Origin of the sequence: Qipengyuania qiaonensis, assembly GCF_019711515.1 — a bacterium.
Taxonomy (GTDB): Bacteria; Pseudomonadota; Alphaproteobacteria; order Sphingomonadales; family Sphingomonadaceae; genus Qipengyuania; species Qipengyuania qiaonensis.
This window is the reverse complement of sequence record NZ_JAIGNO010000002.1, coordinates 343,083-363,339: the sequence shown is the minus strand read 5'-3', so window position 1 is coordinate 363,339 and position 20,257 is coordinate 343,083. Positions and strand designations below refer to the sequence as shown.

The window sequence follows — 20,257 nt, the reverse complement described above, 5'->3', positions numbered from 1 at the left end:
GAATCCCGATGTATAACCTCCTCCAGGGCCTCAGCATTATCGAAGCGTCGAGCTTCGTCGCCTCGCCGACCGCGGGCCTCTATTGCGCGCAGATGGGTGCGGAAGTCATCCGCGTCGATCACAAGGCGGGCGGGCTTGATTACGACCGCTACATGCTGACAAAGGAAGGCCGCTCACTGAGTTGGGAAAACCTCAACCGGGCGAAGAAATCGGTCGCGCTCGACCTGCGCAGCGGCGAGGGGCGCGAACTGCTGGTGGAACTGGCCGCGAAGACTGGCAACCTCATCACCAATCTGCCCGAAAAGAGTTTCCTGTCGCATGACGCCATTGCGGCGAAGCGGCCCGATCTCGTCAGCGTGCGCATCATGGGCTGGCACGACGGCAGGCAGGCGATGGATTTCACCGTCAACGCTGCCAGCGGCTATCCGCTGATGTGCGGGCCGGAAGACTGGGACGAGGCGACTGCGCCGCCGGTCAACCAGGTTCTGCCCGCTTGGGATTTCATCACGGGTGCCTATTGCGCCTTCGCCCTGCTCGCAGGCTTGCGCCGCCGTGACGCCACCGGCGAAGGCAGCGAAATCCGCGTGCCGCTGGGCGACGTCGCCATCGGCACCATGGCCAATAGCGGCGCGATGGCGGAGATGCTGTATCGCGGAGCCGACCGCGAACGGCTCGGCAATGCCATCTGGGGCGCATTCGGGCGCGACTTCCGCAGCCGCGACGGTGTCCGCTTCATGGTCGCCGCGCTGACGGCAAAGCAATGGAATGGCCTTGTGGCGGCTTTCGACCTCGCCGGCGAGATCGCGACGCTGGAAAGCGAACTCGACGTGCGCTTTGCCGATGGCGACCGCCCGCGTTTCGAGCACCGACACCGCCTGTTCGAACTGTTCGGCGCGCGCGCTCAAGCGCTTGATTGGCACGATTTATCCACGCGCCTCGCCGAAAACGGCACCACCTTCGAGCGCTATCGCACCATGCACGAAGCCGCGAACGATGCCGAGCTGGTCGCGGACAACCCCCTTTTCGGCCCCTCGCCCGCCAACCCCAGCGGCTTCGAATATCCCGCCACCCGCAGCTTCGCGAACATTCCCGGTCGCGATGCGGGAGATCCCGCTGCCGCCCCCTATCTCGGCCAGCATACCGAAGAAATTCTCGCCGAGCGCCTTGGCCTCGCTCCGGGTGCCATCGGCGATCTCGTCGATCGCGGAATTGCCCGCCTTTCGGACAAGGATTGATCCATGACGTCACACCGCCGCGTAGCCATCTGCAAACCCTTGAGGACACCGGTCGGGCGCTATCTCGGCAGCCTCGCCCCGATCGAGGCAGGCCAGCTTGGCGCCATCATCATCAAGGCGTTGGTCGAGCGTAGCGGCATAGATCCGTCGCGCGTCGACGATGTCGTTTTCAGCCAGGGCTATGGTAGCGGCGAGGCCCCTGCCATCGGCCACTGGAGCTGGCTCGCCGCGGGCTATCCTGAGGAGGTGCCCGGCTTCCAGCTCGATCGCCGCTGCGGTTCCGGCCTGCAAGCCGTGGCGACGGCGGCCATGATGGTTCAGACCGGCGTCGCCGATTGCGTGCTGGCGGGCGGCGTCGAGAGCATGTCCAATGTCGAGCATTACACGACCAAGGCGCGCCATGGCTCGCGCCTGGGCGATATCCAGCTTTGGGATCGCCTGACCCGGGGCCGCCTGATGAGCCAGCCGATCGAACGCTACGGGATCATCACCGGCATGATCGAAACCGCCGAGAACCTGGCCAGGGATTACGGCATCAGCCGCGAGGACGCCGACGCTTTCGCCGTCCGCAGCCACCGGAACGCCGCGCGAGCCTGGGAAGAAGGCAAGTTCGACGAACAGCTCGTTCCCGTCGAAATACCACATCGTAAAGGCGATCCGGTCGTGTTCGCCAAGGACGAGGGATTCCGTGCCGACGCCAGCATGGAAACGCTCGGAGCCCTGCGCGCCATCGACCTGAAGCGCGACCCCGATGCCATCGTTACGGCAGGAAATGCCAGCCAGCAGAACGACGCCGCGGCGGCCTGCCTCGTCGTGGCGGAAGAAAAGGTCGAGGAACTGGGTCTCGACCCGATCCTGTGGTTCCATTCATGGAGCGCGGCGGGCTGCGATCCCAGCCGCATGGGCATCGGCCCCGTCCCTGCGGTCGACCGCCTGTTCGCGCGAACCGGGATGAGCTGGGACGATATCGGCCTGATCGAACTCAACGAAGCCTTCGCCCCGCAGGCGCTGGCGGTGATGAAAGGCTGGGGCTTCTCGGACGACGACAGCCGCCGCGAGATCGTGAACGTCAACGGCTCGGGCATTTCGCTCGGCCACCCCATCGGCGCGACCGGCATCCGCATCCTCGCCGATATGGCGCATGAGATGCATCGGCGCGAAGTCCGCTATGGCCTCGAGACCATGTGCATCGGCGGTGGGCAGGGCATGGCCGCCATTTTCGAACGCGCCGCCTGATGGCCGACTGGTCGGGCGATCTCGATTCGTGGATCGGGCGCGAGATGCGCTCCGCCGACCGGCTCGACCCGGCGCTCGCTGCGCGCTGGTACGCGACGTTCGACCGCGCCGCGCCGCCATCCACGGCAATGCCCCAGGGCATACATTTCTGCCTCTGCACGCCCGAAGCACCGACCGGCCAATTGGGCGCCGACGGCCATCCAGTCCGAGAAGACGATCCGGCCAGCTTTCTGCCGCCGATACCCTTGCCGCGCCGGATGTGGGCTTCGAGCACCATCGCCTTCCATGCTCCGATCGCGGTAGGAGCGACCGTCGAACGCGTGAGCAGGATCGCCTCGATCACGCCCAAATCCGGCAATCGCGGCGAAATGGTCTTCGTCGAGATCGACCACGAAACCAGCACCGACGGGGCGCTGGCGGTTACCGAGCGGCAGACGGCGGTTTACCTCGAGGAGCTGGCGAAAGATGCATCGCTGTCCCCGCCCGAGCCCGGCGACGGCGCCTTCGACCCGTCGGAATGGACCGCGCATCGCGAAATTCTGCCCGAAGAGCGGTTGCTGTTCCGCTATTCGGCGCTGACCTTCAACACCCATCGCATCCACTACGACGCTCCCTACGCCCGCGAGGTCGAGCGCTATCGCGGGCTGGTCGTGCACGGCCCGCTGACCGCCAGCCTGCTGCTTCAACTGGCCGGGCAGCACTTCGGCGAGAACCGCCTGAAGAACTTTGCCTTTCGCGGCACCAGCCCCGCAATTGCGGGCGAGCCGCTGCACCTGGTGCTGCGCGGCGACGGCGAGAAGATCGAACTGGGCGCTTTCGCCCGCGACGGGCGGCAGGTGACGAAGGCGTCGGCCGCGCTAGTCTAATCATTGCGAGCGGCGAAGCCGCGCGGCAATCCATCTCCCGGGAATTTTCGGCACGCGGGGCACCATGGATTGCCACGGCGCCTGTGTCACCTCGCAATGACGGTCAGACGGGATACGATTCGATCGGCTGGAGCACTGAATAGCGTTCCGCCCTCGGCTCTCGTCCCAGCTCGGGAAAATGAATCTCTGGCGGCGCGACATGGGTTTCGGGCAGACGCTCGAGCAGGTTCCTCACCAGGGTGAGACGGCCACGCTTCTGATCGTTGAAATCGACCAGCGTCCATGGCGCCCATTCGCTATGCGTCGCCGCCAGCATCGCCTCGCGCGCGTCGGTGTAGGAGTCGTATTTGTCTCTGGCGGCGAGATCGATCGGCGACAGCTTCCAACGCTTGAGCGGGTCGTCCAGACGTTCGCGCAGTCGCTCTTCCTGTTGCGCCTGATCGGTAGTGAGCCAGTATTTGAACAGCAGGATGCCGTCATCGACCAGCATCTTCTCGAAGGTCGGCACCTGGTCGAGAAAGCGCGCGACCTGCGCCGGATCGGCATAGCCCATGACCTTCTCCACACCGGCGCGATTGTACCAGCTGCGGTCGAACAGCATTATCTCGCCCGCGCTGGGCAGATGCTGGATATAGCGCTGGAAATACCACTGGGTCTGTTCCGCCTCGGTCGGCTTGGCCAGCGCCACGATATGACACTGGCGTGGATTCAGCTTTTCGGAAACCGCGCGAATCGCCCCGCCCTTGCCCGCCGTATCGCGCCCTTCGAACAGCACGACGATACGCTGACCCGTGGTTCGCGCCCAACGCGCCATCGCGACGAGTTGTGCACGCATCGGCGCCATGGCCGCTTCGTATTGCTTGCCTTTCATTACGCTTCCGCTCCCGCCATTTGTATGCCCGCGCCAATGATAGTATCAGCACGCGCAGTATGGCTACACTTACACACACCCCACAAGCAGAGGCCGAGCAGGACTTCAGCCGCTTGCCGGACCTGCCGGCGGGCGTTTTCACCGCTCCGCTGAAACGCCCCTCCCACTTGGGCGAGGATTGGCTCGAGCCCGAACAGACAGTGTATTCGAGCGAGGACGACGCGATCTGGCACGACCTGTTCGAGCGCCAGATGGGCGTATTGCCGGGCCGTGCGGCCAGCGCCTTCATGGCCGGGCTCGACAAGCTCGATCTAGGCGGGAGCGGCGTACCGGAATTCGGCAGACTGTCGGAAGACCTCGGCGCGCTGACGGGCTGGAGCGTCGTGCCCGTACCCATGCTGATCCCGGATCATGTGTTCTTCTGGCATCTCGCCAACCGGCGCTTTCCCGCGGGGAATTTCATCCGCACGCGCGAAACCTTCGACTATATCCAGGAACCGGACGTTTTTCACGACGTCTTCGGCCATGTGCCGATGCTGACCGATCCGGTCTATGCCGACTATATGCAGGAATATGGCCGTGCCGGGTGGAAAGCCATGCGCTACAACCGTTTGAAGGCGCTCGGCTCGCTCTATTGGTACACCGTCGAATTCGGCCTGATCGAGGAAGCGGACGGGATCAAGGCCTATGGCGCCGGCATCCTTTCGGGCCCGACGGAGGTGGTCTATGCCACCGAAGCCGAAAGCCCCAACCGCATCATGCTCAATGTCGATCGGGTTATGCGCACCGATTACGTGATCAGCGATCTGCAACCGACCTATTTCGTGATCGAGAGCTTCGAGGATCTGTTTCGCCAGACGGTGGAGCGCGATTTCGACAAGCTTTACACCAATCTCGGCCCGGGCTTCACTTACGCCAATACCGCGGTGATCGATGTAGATTACGTGGTGAACCGCGGCACGCTCGAATACACGCTGCGCGGCGGGCGTGGCTCGGGCGCCCAGCCGGTCTAGGCCAAACAAAACGGCCCGGAATCGCTTCCGGGCCGTTTCCGAATTATCGTCCAGTAAGGACTTACATGGAGTCGGTGGTTTCCGCCGTGCCTTCATCCATGGCTTCGCCCTGCTCTTCCATGGCGTCGGCCTGGTCTTCGGCAGCATCGGTGATGGCATCCGATTCGGCATCGGTCATGGCACCAGCATCTTCCATCGTGTCGACTTCTTCGTTGATGGCTTCTGCCTGTTCTTCGCCGGCATCTTCCATGGCGTTTTCATTGGCGCCATCGCAAGCAGCGAGACCGAGGCTGAGTGCGGCAGCCGAAACAACGAGCGTAGCTTTGTTGAACTTCATTTCTATGTCCCCTTGGGCCTTGTGGTTGCGCCACGACGCGGCGCATTCTGAATGCCGCCTGTTCGAAATGCGGCAAGAATGTGATGAACGGGCGGGTAGGGGGGGAGTTCCCGTTTTTCCTGTCCATTCGCGCAAAACGACGTGAATCTGCCCCACACAGTGTCGATAATCCGCCGGAAAACGTTAGATAATCGTAGCTTGCGCGCCGGCGTCCGCATCTTCCATGCTTTCAGCAGGGATCACCGATATTTCGAATCTTATGGTTCGAATCTTGCAGTTCGCCACCGTTACAACCGACACAGGAAATGCCGCCCGGGCGTCAAAGAGCGCAAGGTTTATAATATCGGCGGTTTCAGCGATATGCGCGCGGTCGAACGAGGTTGAAAACCCCGATCAGGATCGTCGCACCCAGTACAGACGACAAGAGCGCCATGCCGCTTACGGTACCGAAGATCGGGCCGCTACCGGCGACCAACCCGGTCACGAGCGAGCCGAGCACGCCGATCAGTGCATTGGCCAGGATGCCCCTACTGTCTTCGATGCGCAGGATAATGGTTGCCAGCCACCCCAGCAGACCACCCACGACAATCAGGATCAACAAGCCCATTTGGTTGCCACCTTTGCGTTCACTCTTGGAAAAATAAGTCCGAGCGCAAACAAAGGTTCCAGCGCGGTTAAAGAATAATGGCCGCAGTGTGGCGCAATTCTGCAACATGGATCACGCGAAGGACAGCCAGGCGAGAGCAGCCGAACCCGCGACAATGCGATACCAGGCAAAAGGCGTGAAGCCGCTGCGGCTGACAAAGGCAACGAAGGCGCGGATCACGAACAGCGCGACGATGAAGCTGACGACGAAGCCGATAGCAATCTCGTCCCAGCCAACGCGCGTGGCGCCCGCCATCAGCTCGTTGTATTTGGTCGCCATTTCCAGAGTACTCGCACCGATCATGGTCGGCACGGCGAGGAAAAAGGAAAACTCCGCCGCCGTTTTGCGGTTTATGCCCATGGCCAGGGCGCCCATGATCGTTGCACCGGAACGGCTGACTCCCGGTATCATGGCAAGACACTGCGCAAATCCGACGCCCAGGACCTTGGACATCGGAAGCTCGGCGACCCCCTGGCCTTCGTCGCTCGGCGTGGCGAGGCGTTCGATAACGATGATCGCGATGCCGCCGGCGATCAGCGCCCACGGCACGATGCCCGGATTGCCGAGCATGGCCTCGAAGCTCTCGTAGAGGGCAAAGCCGATCACCGCGCTCGGCAGGAAACCCAGCAGGATGTTGCGCGCGAACATCAGCCCCTCGCGTTCGCCTTTCAGCACCCCCATCCCGGCCGACCAGAACGTGCCCCAATACTGGTAGACCACCGCGAGGATCGCGCCCAACTGGATGACGACGTTGAACATCGCCCATTCGGCCGGGTCCGCGCCCGACAGTTCCGTGGCGAGAATGAGATGCCCGGTCGACGAAACGGGAATGAATTCGGTCAGCCCCTCGACGATGCCGAGGAAGATCGCGGTGAGATAGTCGTTCATGCGACCGCGTCCATGAAGCAAGGGCGGAGCAAGTCAAGCGACCTGCTCCGCCCGAAAGCGGATTAGCGGCGAATTACCGTTACCAAATGCGAATGCGCTCTTCCGGCGGCAGGTAGAGTTCGTCGTCCTCGGTGATGCCGAAGGCTTCGTACCATTCGTCGAAATTGCGCACGATGCCATTGGTGCGATATTTTGCCGGGCTGTGCGGGCCATTGCGGAGCTGGCTGCGCAGTGCATCTTCGCGATACTCGCTGCGCCACACCTGAGCCCATGCGAGGAAGAACCGCTGGTCGCCGGTAAGGCCGTCGATCACCGGTAGCTCCTTGCCTTCCGTGGCCAGCTTATATGCGCGGTAGGCCATCGAAAGACCGCCGAGGTCACCGATGTTTTCGCCGAGGGCCAAGCGCCCGTTGACGCAGGTCTCGCCGTCATCGAGCGGGCAGAACTGGTTGTATTGAGCCACAAGACGATCGCCGAGCTTGTCGAAGTTCGTGCGATCTTCATCGGTCCACCAGTTGCGCAGCGCGCCCGAGGCATCCGACTTGGATCCCTGATCGTCGAAGCCGTGACCTATCTCGTGGCCGATCACGCCGCCTATGGCGCCGTAATTGACCGCCAGGTCTGCATCCTTGCCGAAGAAGGGCTGCTGCAGGATCCCGGCGGGGAACACGATCTCGTTCTTGGTCGGGTTGTAATATGCATTGACCGTCTGGGGCAGCATGAACCACTCGGTCCGGTCGATCGGGCCGCCAAGCTTGGCGATATTGTCTTCCTGCGCCCATTTGGCCGAGGCCATGCTGTTGGCGAGCGGGCTGCTGGCGGTGATGGAGAGGCCCTGATAGGTTTCCAGGTTATCGCGATAGCCGATCTTCGGATCGAAACTGTCGAGCTTGGCCATGGCTTCGGCCTTGGTCGCCTCGGTCATCCAGTCGATTTCCGCCAGCGATTCGGCCAGCGAGACGCGCAGATTCGCCACCAGTTCGTCCATTGCGGCCTTGCTGTCCGGCGGGAAATAGCGCTCGACATAGGAAGCGCCGAGGAGCTCGCCCAGCATGCCCTCGGTCGCATCGACGGCGCGCTTCCAGCGATCGCGCTGTTCGGGAACGCCGCGCAGCGCAGTGCTGTAGAATGCGAAGCTGGCCTTGTCGAAGCGTGACGGCAGGACCGCAGCGTTGTTCGACAGGAAGTTCTTGATCGTCCAGGCGCGCAACACCTCCATGTCGGTGTTGGCCAGCAGTTCGAACATCGCGGGCGTGCCGCCCCCGATCTTGGCGGTGACATCCTCGGACAGGCCCAGCTCTGTAATCAGTTCCGCAGAGGGTGGCATGTCGCCCACGACGTAACGGTCGGTGCTGTCGAATCCGGCCGAAGCGAGCATCGCTGCGACCGGGAAGGTTTCCGAAAGGCCCTGCAGTTCCTCGGGCGTCAGAGCCGTGTAGGTGAGGTCGCGATTGCGGCGCACCGTGCGATCCCAGGCGATCTCGCGCGCGAAGCTGTCCTCGAGGTCGTACACCTTCTGCGCCATGGCGGCGGCATCGCTGTATCCCGCTTCGCCCATCAGGAAAGTCAGGTATTCCTGATAAGCCTTGCGGATCGACAGGCCCTTTTCCGTCTCGTCCAGATAGTATTCGCGGTCCGGCATGCCGAGGCCACCGCTGCCGATATAAACGGAGTAGCGGCTCGGCTCCTTGGCATCGACGTTCACAAATCCACCGATGGGCGAGGGATAACCCGGCGTGCCCCATAGCGTGACCAGCTCGGACAGCGTGCCGGCACCGCGGATCGCATCGAGATAGGGCTGGGCCGGAGCAAGACCCGCCGCTTCGATCGCGTCGGTATCGAGAAACGCATTATAGGCGTCGACGATCCGCTTTTCATCGGCGGTCAGCTCGGCAACCGGCTTGCCGGTCAGTTCGTCGACCACTGCCTTGACATCGAAGGTCGATTTTTCGGCCAGGAGATCGAAGGCACCGAAGCGCGCCTTGTCGGCCGGCAGCGGGTTTTCATCGATCCATTTCTGGTTGGCATAAGCGAAGAAGTCGTCGCCCGGATCGATTTCCTCCGACAGATAGCGCGTGTCGAAGCCCCACTCGCCGAAGCTCATCGTCGGCGTTTCGGCATCGGTTTCGCTTTGTGCGGCAACAGGCGCGGCAAGCGTCAAGGCGAGCGCACTCGCCCCCGCGGCAAGCATGGTACGGATCATCTTCGCAATCTCCCGAGATCAATGCGACCGGCCCGGACGGGCCCTAGGCCTGCGGCCTAACACGTTTCGTCGCAGTGGCGAAGTCGTTGATCGGAGCACACGCACCGTCCGCCGAAGGATCAGGCGGTTTCGAGCCCGAATTGCAGCGAGGCGAGATGCGCATAAAGGCCGCCATTCGCGGCAAGCTGGTCGTGCGCGCCCTGTTCGACGATGCGCCCGTCTTCCATAACCACGATCCGGTCCGCCGCGCGGACGGTCGACAGGCGATGCGCGATCACCAGCGTGGTGCGCTCTGCCATGAGATGTTCGAGCGCTTCCTGCACCAGCCGCTCGCTCCCGGCATCCAATGCGCTGGTCGCCTCGTCCAGCAGCAGGATCGGCGCGTCCCGCAGGAGCGCGCGTGCGATCGCGATGCGCTGGCGTTGCCCGCCCGACAGCTGGGTGCCGCTTTCGCCGAGATATGTATCGAGCCCCCGCGGCAGCTTTTCGATGAACTCCGCGGCATTGGCGGCGCGGGCCGCCGCCCAGATGTCCTCTTCGCTCGCGTCCCAGTTGCCGTAGCGCAGATTGTCCCGCGCATTGGCGCTGAACAGCACACCTTCCTGCGGAACATAGGCGATGCGGCGACGGACATCGGCGGGATCGGCGCTGGTCAGCGGGATGCCATCGAGTCGGATCGAGCCGGCTTGCGGATCGTAGAAGCGCTCCGCAAGCTGGAAGATGGTCGATTTACCCGCACCCGAAGGCCCTACGATGGCCACGGTTTCGCCGGGTTCGACCTCGAGGCTGAAATCGGTGATGGCCGGGGCTTCGAGCCGCGTGGGATAGCGGAACGTCACATTGCGGAACGACAGGCCGCCGCGTGGCGGAACGGGCAATTCCTGCGGGCGGTCGGGAGCCACGATAGTCGGCTTTTCATCCAGCAATTCGGACAGGCGACTGGCCGCGCCTGCACCGCGCAGCAGATCGCCATACACCTCCGTCAAGGCGCCGATAGCGCCTGCGACAAGGCCGGCAGTCAGCACGAAGGCAGCGATGGTTCCGCCCGAAATGGACCCCTCGCTGACAGCCTGCGCACCGCGCCAGACCAGCAATGTAATACCCCCGAAGACGAGCAGGATGACCACCGCCGTCATGGCGGCGCGAATAACGATGCGCCTCTTGGCGACCGAAAAGGTCCGTTCGACCGCCTCGCGAAAGCGGTTGTGCTCCCGGTCTTCCTGATTGAACCCCTGGACGATCTTCATTGCGGAGAGGACTTCCGTGACCATCGCCCCGATATCGGCGACCCGGTCCTGACTGGTGCGCGATACCTTGCGCAACCGCCGCCCGAACAGGGTGATCGGGATAACGATGGCCGGAATGATGAGCAGCAGTCCCATGGTCAGGCCGGGCACAAGCCAGAACAGGTAGAGCGTGCCGCCGATCGCCATCAGCGCGTTGCGCAGCGCCACCGACACGGTCGTTCCGACGACCTGCTCTATCAGGGCGGTATCGCTGGTCATGCGGCTGGAGATTTCCTTGGGGCTGTTTTCCTCGTAGAAACCGGGTGCCAGCCGCAGCAGATTGTCCTGCACGCGCAGCCGGATATCGGCGACGACGCGCTCGCCCAGCCAACTGACGAAATAGAACCGCATGGCCGTGCCCAAGGCCAGCACCCCGACGATCATCAGCAGGTACCGAAACCACCGCCCCATATCCGTGGGATCGGCCCCTGCCGCAAAGCCGCGGTCGATCACCAGTTTGAAGCCGGCCGGGATTGCGAGGGTTGCCGCGGCAGTGATCAACAGCGCCACCAGCGCCAGCGCGACATGACCGGGGTAGCTCGCTCCGGCGCGATACACCATTCCGAGCGGTCGCAGCGACCGTTCGCGCTGGGCATTCTCGACCGCGAGCGTGCCCGTCGGGCGTCCGCGCCCTTCGATTTCGGTCTCATCCTTGGCTGGCATGGGCATGCAGTTAGTTGGACCGGCGCCGAAAATCCACACTCCCGCATACATGAAGGCACAATTTGGCAATTTGTGCATTGCACAAGAAACGCAGGAGAGGCAGGATAACCATCTTCCGCCCGGTACTATAACCGACAACAGGCCGGGTCAGCAGGGGATACGCATTGCTTTACCATGCCTACGAACTCCAGCGCAGCTGGCTCAATTCCGCCAGCACCTTCGCCTCGATCGGGGTGGAGATGCTGAACAACCCGGCCAATCCGATCAATTATGTCGGCCCGATGGGCTACATGAACATCGGGCCGATTGCGGCCAGCGCGCTGGAAGTCTTCGCCCATGCCACCGCCACTTACGGCAAGCCCGCCTGGGGCATCGAAGACGTGGAAGTGGCTGGCAAACCGTATCCGGTGATCGAAGCCACGGTCGTCAACAAGCCATTCGGCGATCTCAAGGAGTTCTACCGCGAGAATCTGCCCGAAGATGCGCCCAGCCTGCTGGTGGTCGCGCCGATGAGCGGCCACTATGCCACGCTGCTGCGCGGCACGGTCGAGCGGATGCTGCAGAACTACCGCGTGTTCGTGACCGACTGGGCCGATGCCAAAACGGTGCCGATGCACGAAGGCGATTTCGACCTGGACGATTACGTGGATTACGTCATCGCCTATCTCGAACATATCGGGCCGGGCGCGAACGTCATGGCCGTGTGCCAGCCCTCGGTCCCGGTCTTCGCGGCCATCGCGATCATGAACCGCGACAAGCATCCCTGCACCCCGAAGACGCTGACGATGATGGGCGGGCCGATCGACACCCGCTGTTCGCCGACCAGCGTCAACGATCTGGCGATGGAACGCCCGATCGAATGGTTCCGCCACAATGTCATCGCAACGGTGCCGATGCAGTATCGCGGCGCCGGGCGGCGGGTCTATCCCGGCTTCATGCAGCTCGCCGGGTTCATGAGCATGAACCTCGGCAATCACATGATGAGCCATTACGAGATGTTCAAACACCTCACCGTGGGCGACGATGAAAGCGCTCAAGCGACCAAGGACTTCTACGACGAATACCGCAGTGTCTGCGACATGACCGCGGAATTCTATCTCCAGACGGTCGAGGAAGTCTTCCAGGCACACTCGCTGCCCAACGGCACCTTCGTCCATCGCGGCAAACGTGTCGACCTCGGCGACATTACGGAAACTGCGCTGCTGGCGATCGAAGGTGAACGCGACGATATCTCGGGCCTCGGCCAGACGAAGGCGGCGCTCGATCTGACCCCAGGACTGCCCGAAAGGAAGAAGCGCTACTACATGGCCGAAGGCGCCGGCCATTACGGCATCTTCAACGGCAGCAAGTGGCGCGGCAAGATCGCACCCGTGGTCGAGGAATTCATCGGCATTCACGGATGAGCGGGCGCGAAGAAACCAATCGCCTGAACGCCATCGCCTTTTACGAGATGATGTTCAACGATTGCCGCCCCGCTGCGGCGATCGAGGCGTTCGTCGGCGGCCAATACATCCAGCACAATCCCGACGTCGGCGACGGCAAGGAAGCCTTCATCGAATATTTCGAGCGGATGGCGCGCGAATATCCGGGCAAGCGCGTGGAGATCGTGCGCTCTTTCGCGGATGGGGATTTTGCCATCCTGCATTGCCGCCAGACCTGGCCGGGCGATGCGACCTATGCCGGGATCGATATCTTCCGCTTCGATGCAGACGGCAAAATCGTGGAGCACTGGGACGTTCTGCAGGTGGTGCCCGACACGGCCCTGCACGATAACGGCATGTTTTAGGCCGGTGGCGCCTTTCTCTTGCCGAGAAGCCCGCGGATTGCCTTGCGCGCCAGCACCAGCAGCCAGATCGTCAGGGCAAGCAGCACCAGCGCGATTCCGGCTGCAATGAACGGAAACTCGTAAGCCAGATAGAGCAGGCCGATGGTCGCAACGTCCTCCGCAGTCGACACCGCGACATTGCTCACCGGCTCGGGGCTCGCATTGACGACCCCGCGTGCACCCGCCTTGCCGGCATGCGCCGCAAGGCTCGCGCCGCCACCCAGGAGAAACGCGACGACCTGCGTCGCCGGATCGGAGGGATCGACGATTGCCAGCGCCAGCAATGCCCCACCCACCGGGCGTACCAGAGTATGCACCGCGTCCCAGATCGAATCGAGCCACATCACCTTGTCGGCGAAGAACTCGATCACTGCGGCCAGCGCAGCGATGCCCATCACCCACGGATTGGCGAGCACGTCCAGCGCGGCGAGATGTTCGGGCAGCGGAAGTACGTTCATCCGCATCGCCAGACCGGTGGCGAAAATGCACAGATAGAGCCGCCAGCCTGCCAGCAGGCTCACGCTTCCGGCTATCCCGATGATCTCCATGACACCCATGGACGGGAGATTAGTTCGGGGATGCCCCGGCAGGCAAGTCAGCCGTCGCGAAGACCTTCCACATCGTAGGGCTTGCCATGGACACCGAACGGAATCTCCAGGGCCTTGCGATCCCATCCGGACAGATCGGCCACGGCAGCATAGCTCGTTTCGAGAAACTGCATCAGCACGGCATCCGGATCGTCGGCATCGCGCACGTTCGCATAGGGCAGGACCCATTCGCCAAGCCGGTCATGCCAGTAAGCCGCTGTCGGGCCGACCTGCGCTGCGCCCAAACCGTCGGGCGATGGATAGCCATAGGCATAGAATGCCGCTTCATCGACACCGCCTCCGCCCGGCCAAAAGCCGGCACTCGCCACGGCGTGACTATATGCTTCCCTGGTCACGTCGTCCGGAAGGTTGGGGAAACCGCCGGGGTGCAGGGGCGCTTCCCGTCCGGAAAACCGGGTGACGGCAAGATCGAAGCTGCCCCAGAACAAATGGCTCGGGCTGGATTTGCCGACAAAGCCGGTCCTGAACTTCTCGAACACGCGATTGGCGTCCGAAAAGGCCCGGTGCGTTCGAGATAGCACTGCCTCGTCCCAGGCCCGTTCACGCATGTCCTGCGCGAACGGAACGGCATCTTCCACCTCGTTCGGCGCCCCGGAAACATCGGTTTCCACGCCCGCGAGCTGCAGCAGTTCGGCGAGCTGCTCGTGAAAACGCGCGACGGTCTGGCCGGCGATCTCGAACCCGTCGGCAAATCCGGTGGAGGTTTCGACCGCGACCGCCGAACTGAGGCAATCGACCATGATCTCCGCCTCGCCGCCGCGGACGAACACGGGATAGCTGCGAAAACCGCGCGGCACCACGCGCAGGGCGAGGTGCCAACTGTGATTGCACCAGGGCAAGCGACGCGTCGGCAGCTTGCCCACGACCTGAAGATAGGCATGCAGGCTTTCGATGACCGGGCGATCGGCCTCGTAATCGAGTTCGGGCCATCGCTCGGTCATCGCAAAAACTCCTGTGCCTAGAAAATCTCGAACAGTCCCGCTGCGCCCATGCCGCCGCCGACGCACATGGTCACGACGCCGTATTTCGCGCCGCGACGCTTGCCTTCGATCAGCGCATGGCCGACGCAGCGAGCGCCGGTCATGCCGTAGGGATGGCCGATCGAGATCGAGCCGCCATTGACGTTGAGCAGATCGCCCGGAATGCCAAGCTTGTCGCGGCAGTAGAGCACCTGCACGGCAAAAGCCTCGTTCAGCTCCCACAGGCCGATGTCGTCGATCTTGAGATCGAAGCGTTCGAGCAGCTTGGGGATGGCGAAGACGGGACCGATGCCCATTTCGTCGGGTTCGGTGCCGGCGACCGCCATGCCGACATAACGGCCGAGCGGCTCGAGGCCCTTCTTTTCGGCGACTTTGGCTTCCATCAGGACCGCGGCAGAAGAGCCGTCCGAAAGCTGCGAGGCATTGCCCGCGGTGATCGTGGTGCCCGGGCCCATCACCGGCTGGAGCGCGGTCAGGCCTTCGAGCGTGGTCGAGGGACGATTTCCTTCGTCCTTGGCGATGGTGATCTCGACGTCGGAGATCTCGCCGGTTTCCTTGTTCTGCACCTTGTGCGTGGTGCTCACAGGGACGATCTCGTCATCGAACTTGCCCGCTTCCTGCGCAGCGGCGGTGCGCTGCTGGCTCGACAAGGCGTATTCGTCCTGCGCCTCGCGGCTGATGCCGTAGCGCTGCGCGACCGTTTCCGCGGTCTGCAGCATCGGCATGTAGATCGCGCCGTGCATGGCGATCAGCTCGGGATCGGGCATCACACGCATGTCCTTGGTTTGCACAAGGCTGATCGATTCCTGACCCCCTGCCGCTACAACATCCATGCGGTCGGTTGTGATCTGCTTGGCAGCTGTAGCGATGCTCATCAGGCCCGACGAGCACTGCCGGTCGATGGTCATGCCGCTTACCGAGACGGGGCAACCGGCGCGCAGCGCGACCTGGCGGGCGAGATTGCCGGCCTGCGTGCCCTGCTGGAGTGCGCTCCCCCACAGAACATCGTCGATCTCGCCGGCGTCGATGCCGGCGCGCTCGATCGCGGGCTTGAGCGAATAGGCGCCGAGCGTCGGGCCCTTGGTGTCGTTGAACCCGCCCTTGTAGGCGCGACCGATGGCGGTGCGGGCGGTGGAGACGATGACTGCGTCACGCATGGGTATTTCCTTGGTTGCTAGAATGCCTGATCCTCGCCGGGGAGGAGGGGGAAATCAGACGAAAATCTGGGTGATCCATTCGCAGATCAGGGCGGGCTTTTCCTCGTCTTCGATCTCCATGGTAATCTCGCAGGTCTGTTGCCACTGGCCGGGGCGCTTCTCGATCATTTCGAGCAGCTTCCAATGGCCGCGGATACGCTTGCCGCTACGGACCGGCGAAATGAAGCGCGTCTTGTTGCCGCCGTAGTTCACGCCCATCTTCACGCCGTCGAGTTTGGGCGTATCCGAATTGGCGCCCAGATAAGGGATCATCGACAGCGTGAGGAAGCCGTGTGCGATGGTTCCGCCGAACGGCGTCATCTTTGCGGCTTCTTCATTGATATGGATGAACTGGTGGTCGCCGGTAGCATCGGCGAACTGGTTGATGCGTTCCTGGCTCATCTCGACCCATTCGCTCGTGCCGATGTTCTCGCCGACCTTCTCTGCCAGTTCCTGCGGGCTCATGCGCGCCTCTCCTCTCTTGAAAACTTGCGGATTCGCGCGACTCCGGCCGCGCTAGCGGCGCGAGTCATGGCGCATGGAGAAACGGTGCGCAACCGCGCGAGTTGTCCCGTTACGGCATGGCGGGCTTGGCCGAGGCTGCCATGCGGCGGGCCTCGCGCAATGCCTTCCGCTCGGCTTCGACCCTCGCCGAATCACGCTTGCGGCAATAGGTCGACAGCCCGATCTGAAACCCGATCAGCATCAGAAATACCGGCTGGTAAGCGATACCCTGAAAGGCTGCACCGACCAGATAGATGATATTCGAAAACTGCAACGCACTCGCCAGAGGGGCCTGCCATTGCTCGGCAAGATTCTCTCGGTCGCGCCATCGTCTGCGGATGGCTTCCATTTGCACCAGACCGAGCGCATGCAGGCTGAGCCAGAGGATCAGCCCCGGCCAACCCTGCTCGCCCAGCATCTCGAAGAAGGACGAGTGGAAGGCGCGGCCCGAATCGGTCACCTCCTGAATCTCGGTGACCAGCGCTCCGCCTTCTTCACGCGTCACTGGCATCTGATAGGTGAAGCTATTCGACCGATAGGCGTCGAACCCGCCGCCAAGCGGATTTTCCGCGGCATAATCCAGCGTCCACATCCAGACCTGCATGCGGGTGGAAGCAGACTGGTCGGAATCCACTGCCCCCAGCGTCGCCATGCGCTCGTAGTAACTGGCCGGGAGGAACGGCAGGGCCATCAGGCCGAGGGCGCCGGCAGCCAGCAAATACATGAGCCGGTTCTTGACATCGCGCAGCATCAGGACGCCGAGGACGCCAATGCACAACAGTCCGGTGCGTGCCTCGGTCCCGATCGGAATCAACAAACAGGAAAAGATCAGCAGCCCGGCAAAGGTCTTTACGCGCCAGTCCGGCCGGAAGATCGTGCCGTGCCGGGTAAACCACAGAATTATCGGGATGAGCGCGATCGATACCGTGGCCAGGGTCGAACTTTCGTAGATGTTGGAATTGTCGTTCACGAAGAGATAGAGGTTCTCGTAACCGCCACCGCCAAGCGCGGTTTTCATCCCCGCCGAGATGATGATGGCGCCCGCGGTCAGCACCAGTATCAGAGCCGCCGCTTCGATGCGAAGGCGGGTAATCAGCGTTACCGGCAGAAAGATCGCAAAGACCAGCGCCTTCCACACCCATTCCCACTTCCGCGCGGCGTCTTCCGGGAAATCGGCCCATTGCAGTGTCATGAAACAGTACACCAGCAACGCACACAAAATGCCCTGCCGAAGGGTGAACTTCGTCTCTGCCTTGGGGTCGGAGATCGCCCATCCGGCAAAGGCGAGCAGGAATGCGATCAACGAGATCGGCAGCATCGGCGTGAGTGTCCAGCCGATTTTCTGCGGTGCGAGTATGTCGATATAAAGGTAGGCCAGAACCCATATGAACGGGCGCCTGAGGCCGAGCAGAAACATGCCCATCACGGTCAGGAACAGCGCAGCATCAAGCATTGCCGGCACCCTTGCGTCGATTTTTTGGTCGGGCGCCCTCGCGTTTCGCGGGCTGGTCGGGTTCGGCAATGTTGTCGACCAGAGGGTTCTCGCGATCGAGTTCGTCGCGCGCAACGATGCGCACCAACGCAAGGACGATGAGCGCATGGGTCAGCGCGAGGGCGAAGTAGTCGATCACGGCGCGATTCTTTCCAATTCTTCCTCTAATGCAAGGCAGTTGACGCGCCGTTAAGCGTAATGTGTCAAAGGGCAGAGCCGATGACCCGTGTCCTGCACATACTCGATCATTCCCTGCCGCTGCATAGCGGCTATGCATTTCGCACACGTGCCATTCTCAAGAGCCTGCAGGCCGGAGGGGTCGAAGTGCGCGGCGTGACGGGACCGCTCTATCACGAGGGCGAAAGCGGCGTGGTCGAACATGACGGACTGATTTTCCACCGCACCCCCGGCCCCGTCTCCGGCCCATCGGGCCTGCGCGAATGGCGCGCAATCGACAGCTTGCGCGGCGTCGTCGAGAAGGTCGCTGCAGAGTGGGAGCCGGATGTCCTCCATGCTCATTCGCCCGCGCTGTGCGGCATGGCCGGCCTGCGCGCTGCACGCCGACTTCGCCTCCCGTTCGTCTACGAAATCCGCGCCTTCTGGGAAGACGCGGCGGTCGGCAACGGCGCGGGCACAGCAGGCTCGATGAAATACCGCCTTACCCGTGCGCTGGAGAACCGCGTGGTGGCCGGCGCAGATGCGGTGTTCACCATCTGCGAAGGCCTGCGCGACGATCTCATCGGGCGCGGCCATGACGGCGGCAAGATCGGTCTGTCGCCCAATGGCGTCGATCTCACCCTCTTCGGCGAACCTCCTGCGCGCGACGATGCGCTCGCGACCGCGATCGGTATCGGGAACGGTCCGGTGATCGGCTTTATCGGCAGCTTCTACGATTACGAGGGGCTCGACGATCTGATTGCGGCCATGCCTCCGTTGCGCGAGCGGCACCCTGACGCACAATTGCTGCTCGTGGGGGGTGGTCCGATGGAAAATGCCCTGCGCGCGCAGGCTGCCGCCTCGGCGGCGAAAGAGGCAATCGTCTTTACCGGCCGGGTGCCGCATTCCGAGGTCGAGCGATACTACTCGCTTGTCGATGTGCTGGCCTATCCGCGCAAGAAGTCGCGCCTCACCGATCTGGTGACGCCCTTGAAACCGCTCGAAGCGATGGCGCAAAAGCGCATCGTCGCCGCAAGCAATGTTGGCGGCCACCGGGAATTGATCGCGGATGGCGTTACGGGCCTTCTCTTCCCTCCGGACGACCCGCGCGCAATCGCCGTGGCGCTGGCGGATTTCATCGATACGCAGAACCTTTGGCCTGCCATGCGCGAGGCGGGGCGCCGGCATGTTGCGGCCAAGCATGACTGGGCGCGGAATGTCGATCGTTATCGAGACGTTTACCAAAAGCTGCTAGAGCGCGCATCTTCCGCGGCCGCCTGAGTCGCCCGTGTAGAGTATCCGATCAACCGATGAGCGACACGACGCGCATAGCACCGATCAGCAATCACCCAGCCTTCAAATGGGGGGTGGGCGTATGGTTCGCATTGCTGCTGGGGGTCGGTCTGTTCGTGATGCCGGCGACCGTGCACCAGTCGCTAGTGGAACGGCTTGGAGTCGACGGAATTCTGCCGGATACGGCGATCCGGCGCGCGCTCCTGTCCGGTGTAGCGGCACTGCTCGGCCTGTTGATTGGCCTCGTCGTCGCTGCCCGCGTGGCGGCGATAAACGAAGCGGTAAGCGATGACGAACCCGAAACCGGGGGCGAGCTTTGGCTCGACGACAGGGAGAATGGCCAACCATCCGGCGCGGCGGAAGACGGACCGCGTCGCCCCTTCAACCCGCGCGAGGATTTGGAAGAGGAAGGCATCGCGGCGATCGGCAAGCATGCGGTCGCGGACAAGCCTCTCGAAGAGCCCATGCGGCAGCAGGCGGATCGCGTAGAAACGGAAGATGCCGCTTTCGAGGAGATTGAGAGCGAAGAGGCCGTAGCCACGCCGGAAGGCGATCGGGATGGGGCGGGGCCCGAGACGACCTCGGGCTCGACCCAAATGCGCGAGATGCTCCGGATCGAGCCTTTCGAGGAGGCCGAGATGTTGCCTGCGAGCCCCGACCAGGCAGTAATCTCCAAAGATGCGACGGAATCGCGCCCCGACGTGCCAACGTCAGCGCTTGGCGACATGTCGCTGGATGCGCTGACCGAGCGGCTCGAATCGGCGCTCCAAGCCTTCAAGGCCCAACCGGCGATATCCGACGATAACGACCCGGTCATCGCTTTCCTGCGTCGTGAAACCGACCATGACGCGCAACGGCACAACCCGGGCGCGGACGATCCGCAAACCGAACTGCGCAAGGCGCTCGACAAGCTCAACCGCGTCGGCAAGCCCAAATAGGTCGGCGTTCGAGCATACGAA

20 protein-coding genes are annotated in these 20,257 nt (G+C 62.9%); 8 read left to right on the top strand and 12 right to left on the bottom strand.

Annotated elements, in window-relative coordinates; translation table 11 throughout:
• Window positions 1-8 precede the first annotated feature (8 nt).
• From K3174_RS04690 to K3174_RS04680, 3 genes are read left to right on the top strand one after another with little or no spacing between them, the layout of a single operon-like run.
• Window positions 9-1,235, top strand: coding sequence for a CoA transferase (locus K3174_RS04690; protein WP_221556129.1), 1,227 nt, complete (start codon window positions 9-11; stop codon window positions 1,233-1,235).
• Between the two features lie 3 nt (window positions 1,236-1,238).
• Window positions 1,239-2,471: an acetyl-CoA C-acetyltransferase gene (locus K3174_RS04685; protein ID WP_221556121.1), complete on the top strand. Its 1,233-nt coding sequence runs from the start codon at window positions 1,239-1,241 to the stop codon at window positions 2,469-2,471.
• On the top strand, window positions 2,471-3,337 hold the full coding sequence (locus tag K3174_RS04680; RefSeq protein WP_221556120.1) for an HTD2 family dehydratase: 867 nt from the start codon (window positions 2,471-2,473) through the stop codon (window positions 3,335-3,337). Before K3174_RS04685 ends, K3174_RS04680 begins: the two co-directional genes overlap by 1 nt.
• A 103-nt stretch (window positions 3,338-3,440) precedes the next feature.
• Here the strand turns inward: K3174_RS04680 and ppk2 are convergent, their stop codons facing one another.
• Window positions 3,441-4,208: a polyphosphate kinase 2 gene (ppk2, locus tag K3174_RS04675; RefSeq protein WP_221556119.1), complete on the bottom strand. Its 768-nt coding sequence runs from the start codon at window positions 4,206-4,208 to the stop codon at window positions 3,441-3,443.
• A 59-nt stretch (window positions 4,209-4,267) separates the two neighbouring features.
• Between ppk2 and phhA the strand changes: the two genes are divergently transcribed.
• Window positions 4,268-5,221, top strand: a complete 954-nt coding sequence (phhA, locus tag K3174_RS04670) for a phenylalanine 4-monooxygenase (RefSeq protein WP_221556117.1) — start codon at window positions 4,268-4,270, stop codon at window positions 5,219-5,221.
• A 61-nt stretch (window positions 5,222-5,282) separates the two neighbouring features.
• Here the strand turns inward: phhA and K3174_RS04665 are convergent, their stop codons facing one another.
• The 5 genes from K3174_RS04665 to K3174_RS04645 form a co-directional block, all read right to left on the bottom strand.
• Window positions 5,283-5,558: a hypothetical protein gene (locus K3174_RS04665; protein WP_221556108.1), complete on the bottom strand. Its 276-nt coding sequence runs from the start codon at window positions 5,556-5,558 to the stop codon at window positions 5,283-5,285.
• A 352-nt stretch (window positions 5,559-5,910) separates the two neighbouring features.
• Window positions 5,911-6,165, bottom strand: a complete 255-nt coding sequence (locus K3174_RS04660) for a GlsB/YeaQ/YmgE family stress response membrane protein (RefSeq protein ID WP_221556106.1) — start codon at window positions 6,163-6,165, stop codon at window positions 5,911-5,913.
• Between the two features lie 111 nt (window positions 6,166-6,276).
• Window positions 6,277-7,092: an undecaprenyl-diphosphate phosphatase gene (locus K3174_RS04655; protein WP_221556104.1), complete on the bottom strand. Its 816-nt coding sequence runs from the start codon at window positions 7,090-7,092 to the stop codon at window positions 6,277-6,279.
• A 79-nt stretch (window positions 7,093-7,171) separates the two neighbouring features.
• Window positions 7,172-9,295, bottom strand: coding sequence for a M13 family metallopeptidase (locus K3174_RS04650; RefSeq protein ID WP_221556102.1), 2,124 nt, complete (start codon window positions 9,293-9,295; stop codon window positions 7,172-7,174).
• 119 nt (window positions 9,296-9,414) lie between these two features.
• Window positions 9,415-11,250, bottom strand: a complete 1,836-nt coding sequence (locus tag K3174_RS04645; RefSeq protein WP_425594419.1) for an ABC transporter transmembrane domain-containing protein — start codon at window positions 11,248-11,250, stop codon at window positions 9,415-9,417.
• 158 nt (window positions 11,251-11,408) lie between these two features.
• Here K3174_RS04645 and K3174_RS04640 point away from each other — a divergent pair, with 158 nt between their 5' ends.
• Window positions 11,409-12,647 (top strand): polyhydroxyalkanoate depolymerase, encoded by a 1,239-nt coding sequence (locus K3174_RS04640; RefSeq protein ID WP_221556100.1) that lies wholly within the window; start codon window positions 11,409-11,411, stop codon window positions 12,645-12,647.
• Window positions 12,644-13,030, top strand: coding sequence for a nuclear transport factor 2 family protein (locus tag K3174_RS04635; protein ID WP_221556098.1), 387 nt, complete (start codon window positions 12,644-12,646; stop codon window positions 13,028-13,030). The genes K3174_RS04640 and K3174_RS04635 overlap by 4 nt, the downstream gene beginning before the upstream one ends.
• On the opposite strand, the gene K3174_RS04630 is transcribed toward K3174_RS04635, so the two are convergent.
• The 6 genes from K3174_RS04630 to K3174_RS04605 all read right to left on the bottom strand — a co-directional run bounded on the left by K3174_RS04630 (window position 13,027) and on the right by K3174_RS04605 (window position 17,988).
• On the bottom strand, window positions 13,027-13,626 hold the full coding sequence (locus tag K3174_RS04630) for a DUF4126 domain-containing protein (RefSeq protein ID WP_221556096.1): 600 nt from the start codon (window positions 13,624-13,626) through the stop codon (window positions 13,027-13,029). The genes K3174_RS04635 and K3174_RS04630 overlap by 4 nt on opposite strands.
• Window positions 13,627-13,664: 38 nt before the next feature.
• Window positions 13,665-14,618: a DUF5996 family protein gene (locus K3174_RS04625; protein ID WP_221556094.1), complete on the bottom strand. Its 954-nt coding sequence runs from the start codon at window positions 14,616-14,618 to the stop codon at window positions 13,665-13,667.
• Window positions 14,619-14,635: 17 nt separating this feature from the next.
• Window positions 14,636-15,814 (bottom strand): acetyl-CoA C-acyltransferase, encoded by a 1,179-nt coding sequence (locus K3174_RS04620; RefSeq protein ID WP_221556092.1) that lies wholly within the window; start codon window positions 15,812-15,814, stop codon window positions 14,636-14,638.
• A gap of 54 nt (window positions 15,815-15,868) precedes the next feature.
• Window positions 15,869-16,318: a MaoC family dehydratase gene (locus K3174_RS04615; RefSeq protein WP_221556090.1), complete on the bottom strand. Its 450-nt coding sequence runs from the start codon at window positions 16,316-16,318 to the stop codon at window positions 15,869-15,871.
• 109 nt (window positions 16,319-16,427) lie between these two features.
• Window positions 16,428-17,810, bottom strand: coding sequence for a DUF5935 domain-containing protein (locus K3174_RS04610; protein ID WP_221556088.1), 1,383 nt, complete (start codon window positions 17,808-17,810; stop codon window positions 16,428-16,430).
• A complete protein-coding gene (locus tag K3174_RS04605; RefSeq protein WP_221556086.1) occupies window positions 17,803-17,988 on the bottom strand; it encodes a hypothetical protein in 186 nt (61 codons plus the stop codon). Before K3174_RS04605 ends, K3174_RS04610 begins: the two co-directional genes overlap by 8 nt.
• 80 nt (window positions 17,989-18,068) lie before the next feature.
• Here K3174_RS04605 and K3174_RS04600 point away from each other — a divergent pair, with 80 nt between their 5' ends.
• On the top strand, window positions 18,069-19,286 hold the full coding sequence (locus K3174_RS04600; RefSeq protein WP_221556084.1) for a TIGR04063 family PEP-CTERM/XrtA system glycosyltransferase: 1,218 nt from the start codon (window positions 18,069-18,071) through the stop codon (window positions 19,284-19,286).
• A 29-nt stretch (window positions 19,287-19,315) separates the two neighbouring features.
• Window positions 19,316-20,236: a hypothetical protein gene (locus K3174_RS04595; RefSeq protein ID WP_221556082.1), complete on the top strand. Its 921-nt coding sequence runs from the start codon at window positions 19,316-19,318 to the stop codon at window positions 20,234-20,236.
• Window positions 20,237-20,257 lie beyond the last annotated feature (21 nt).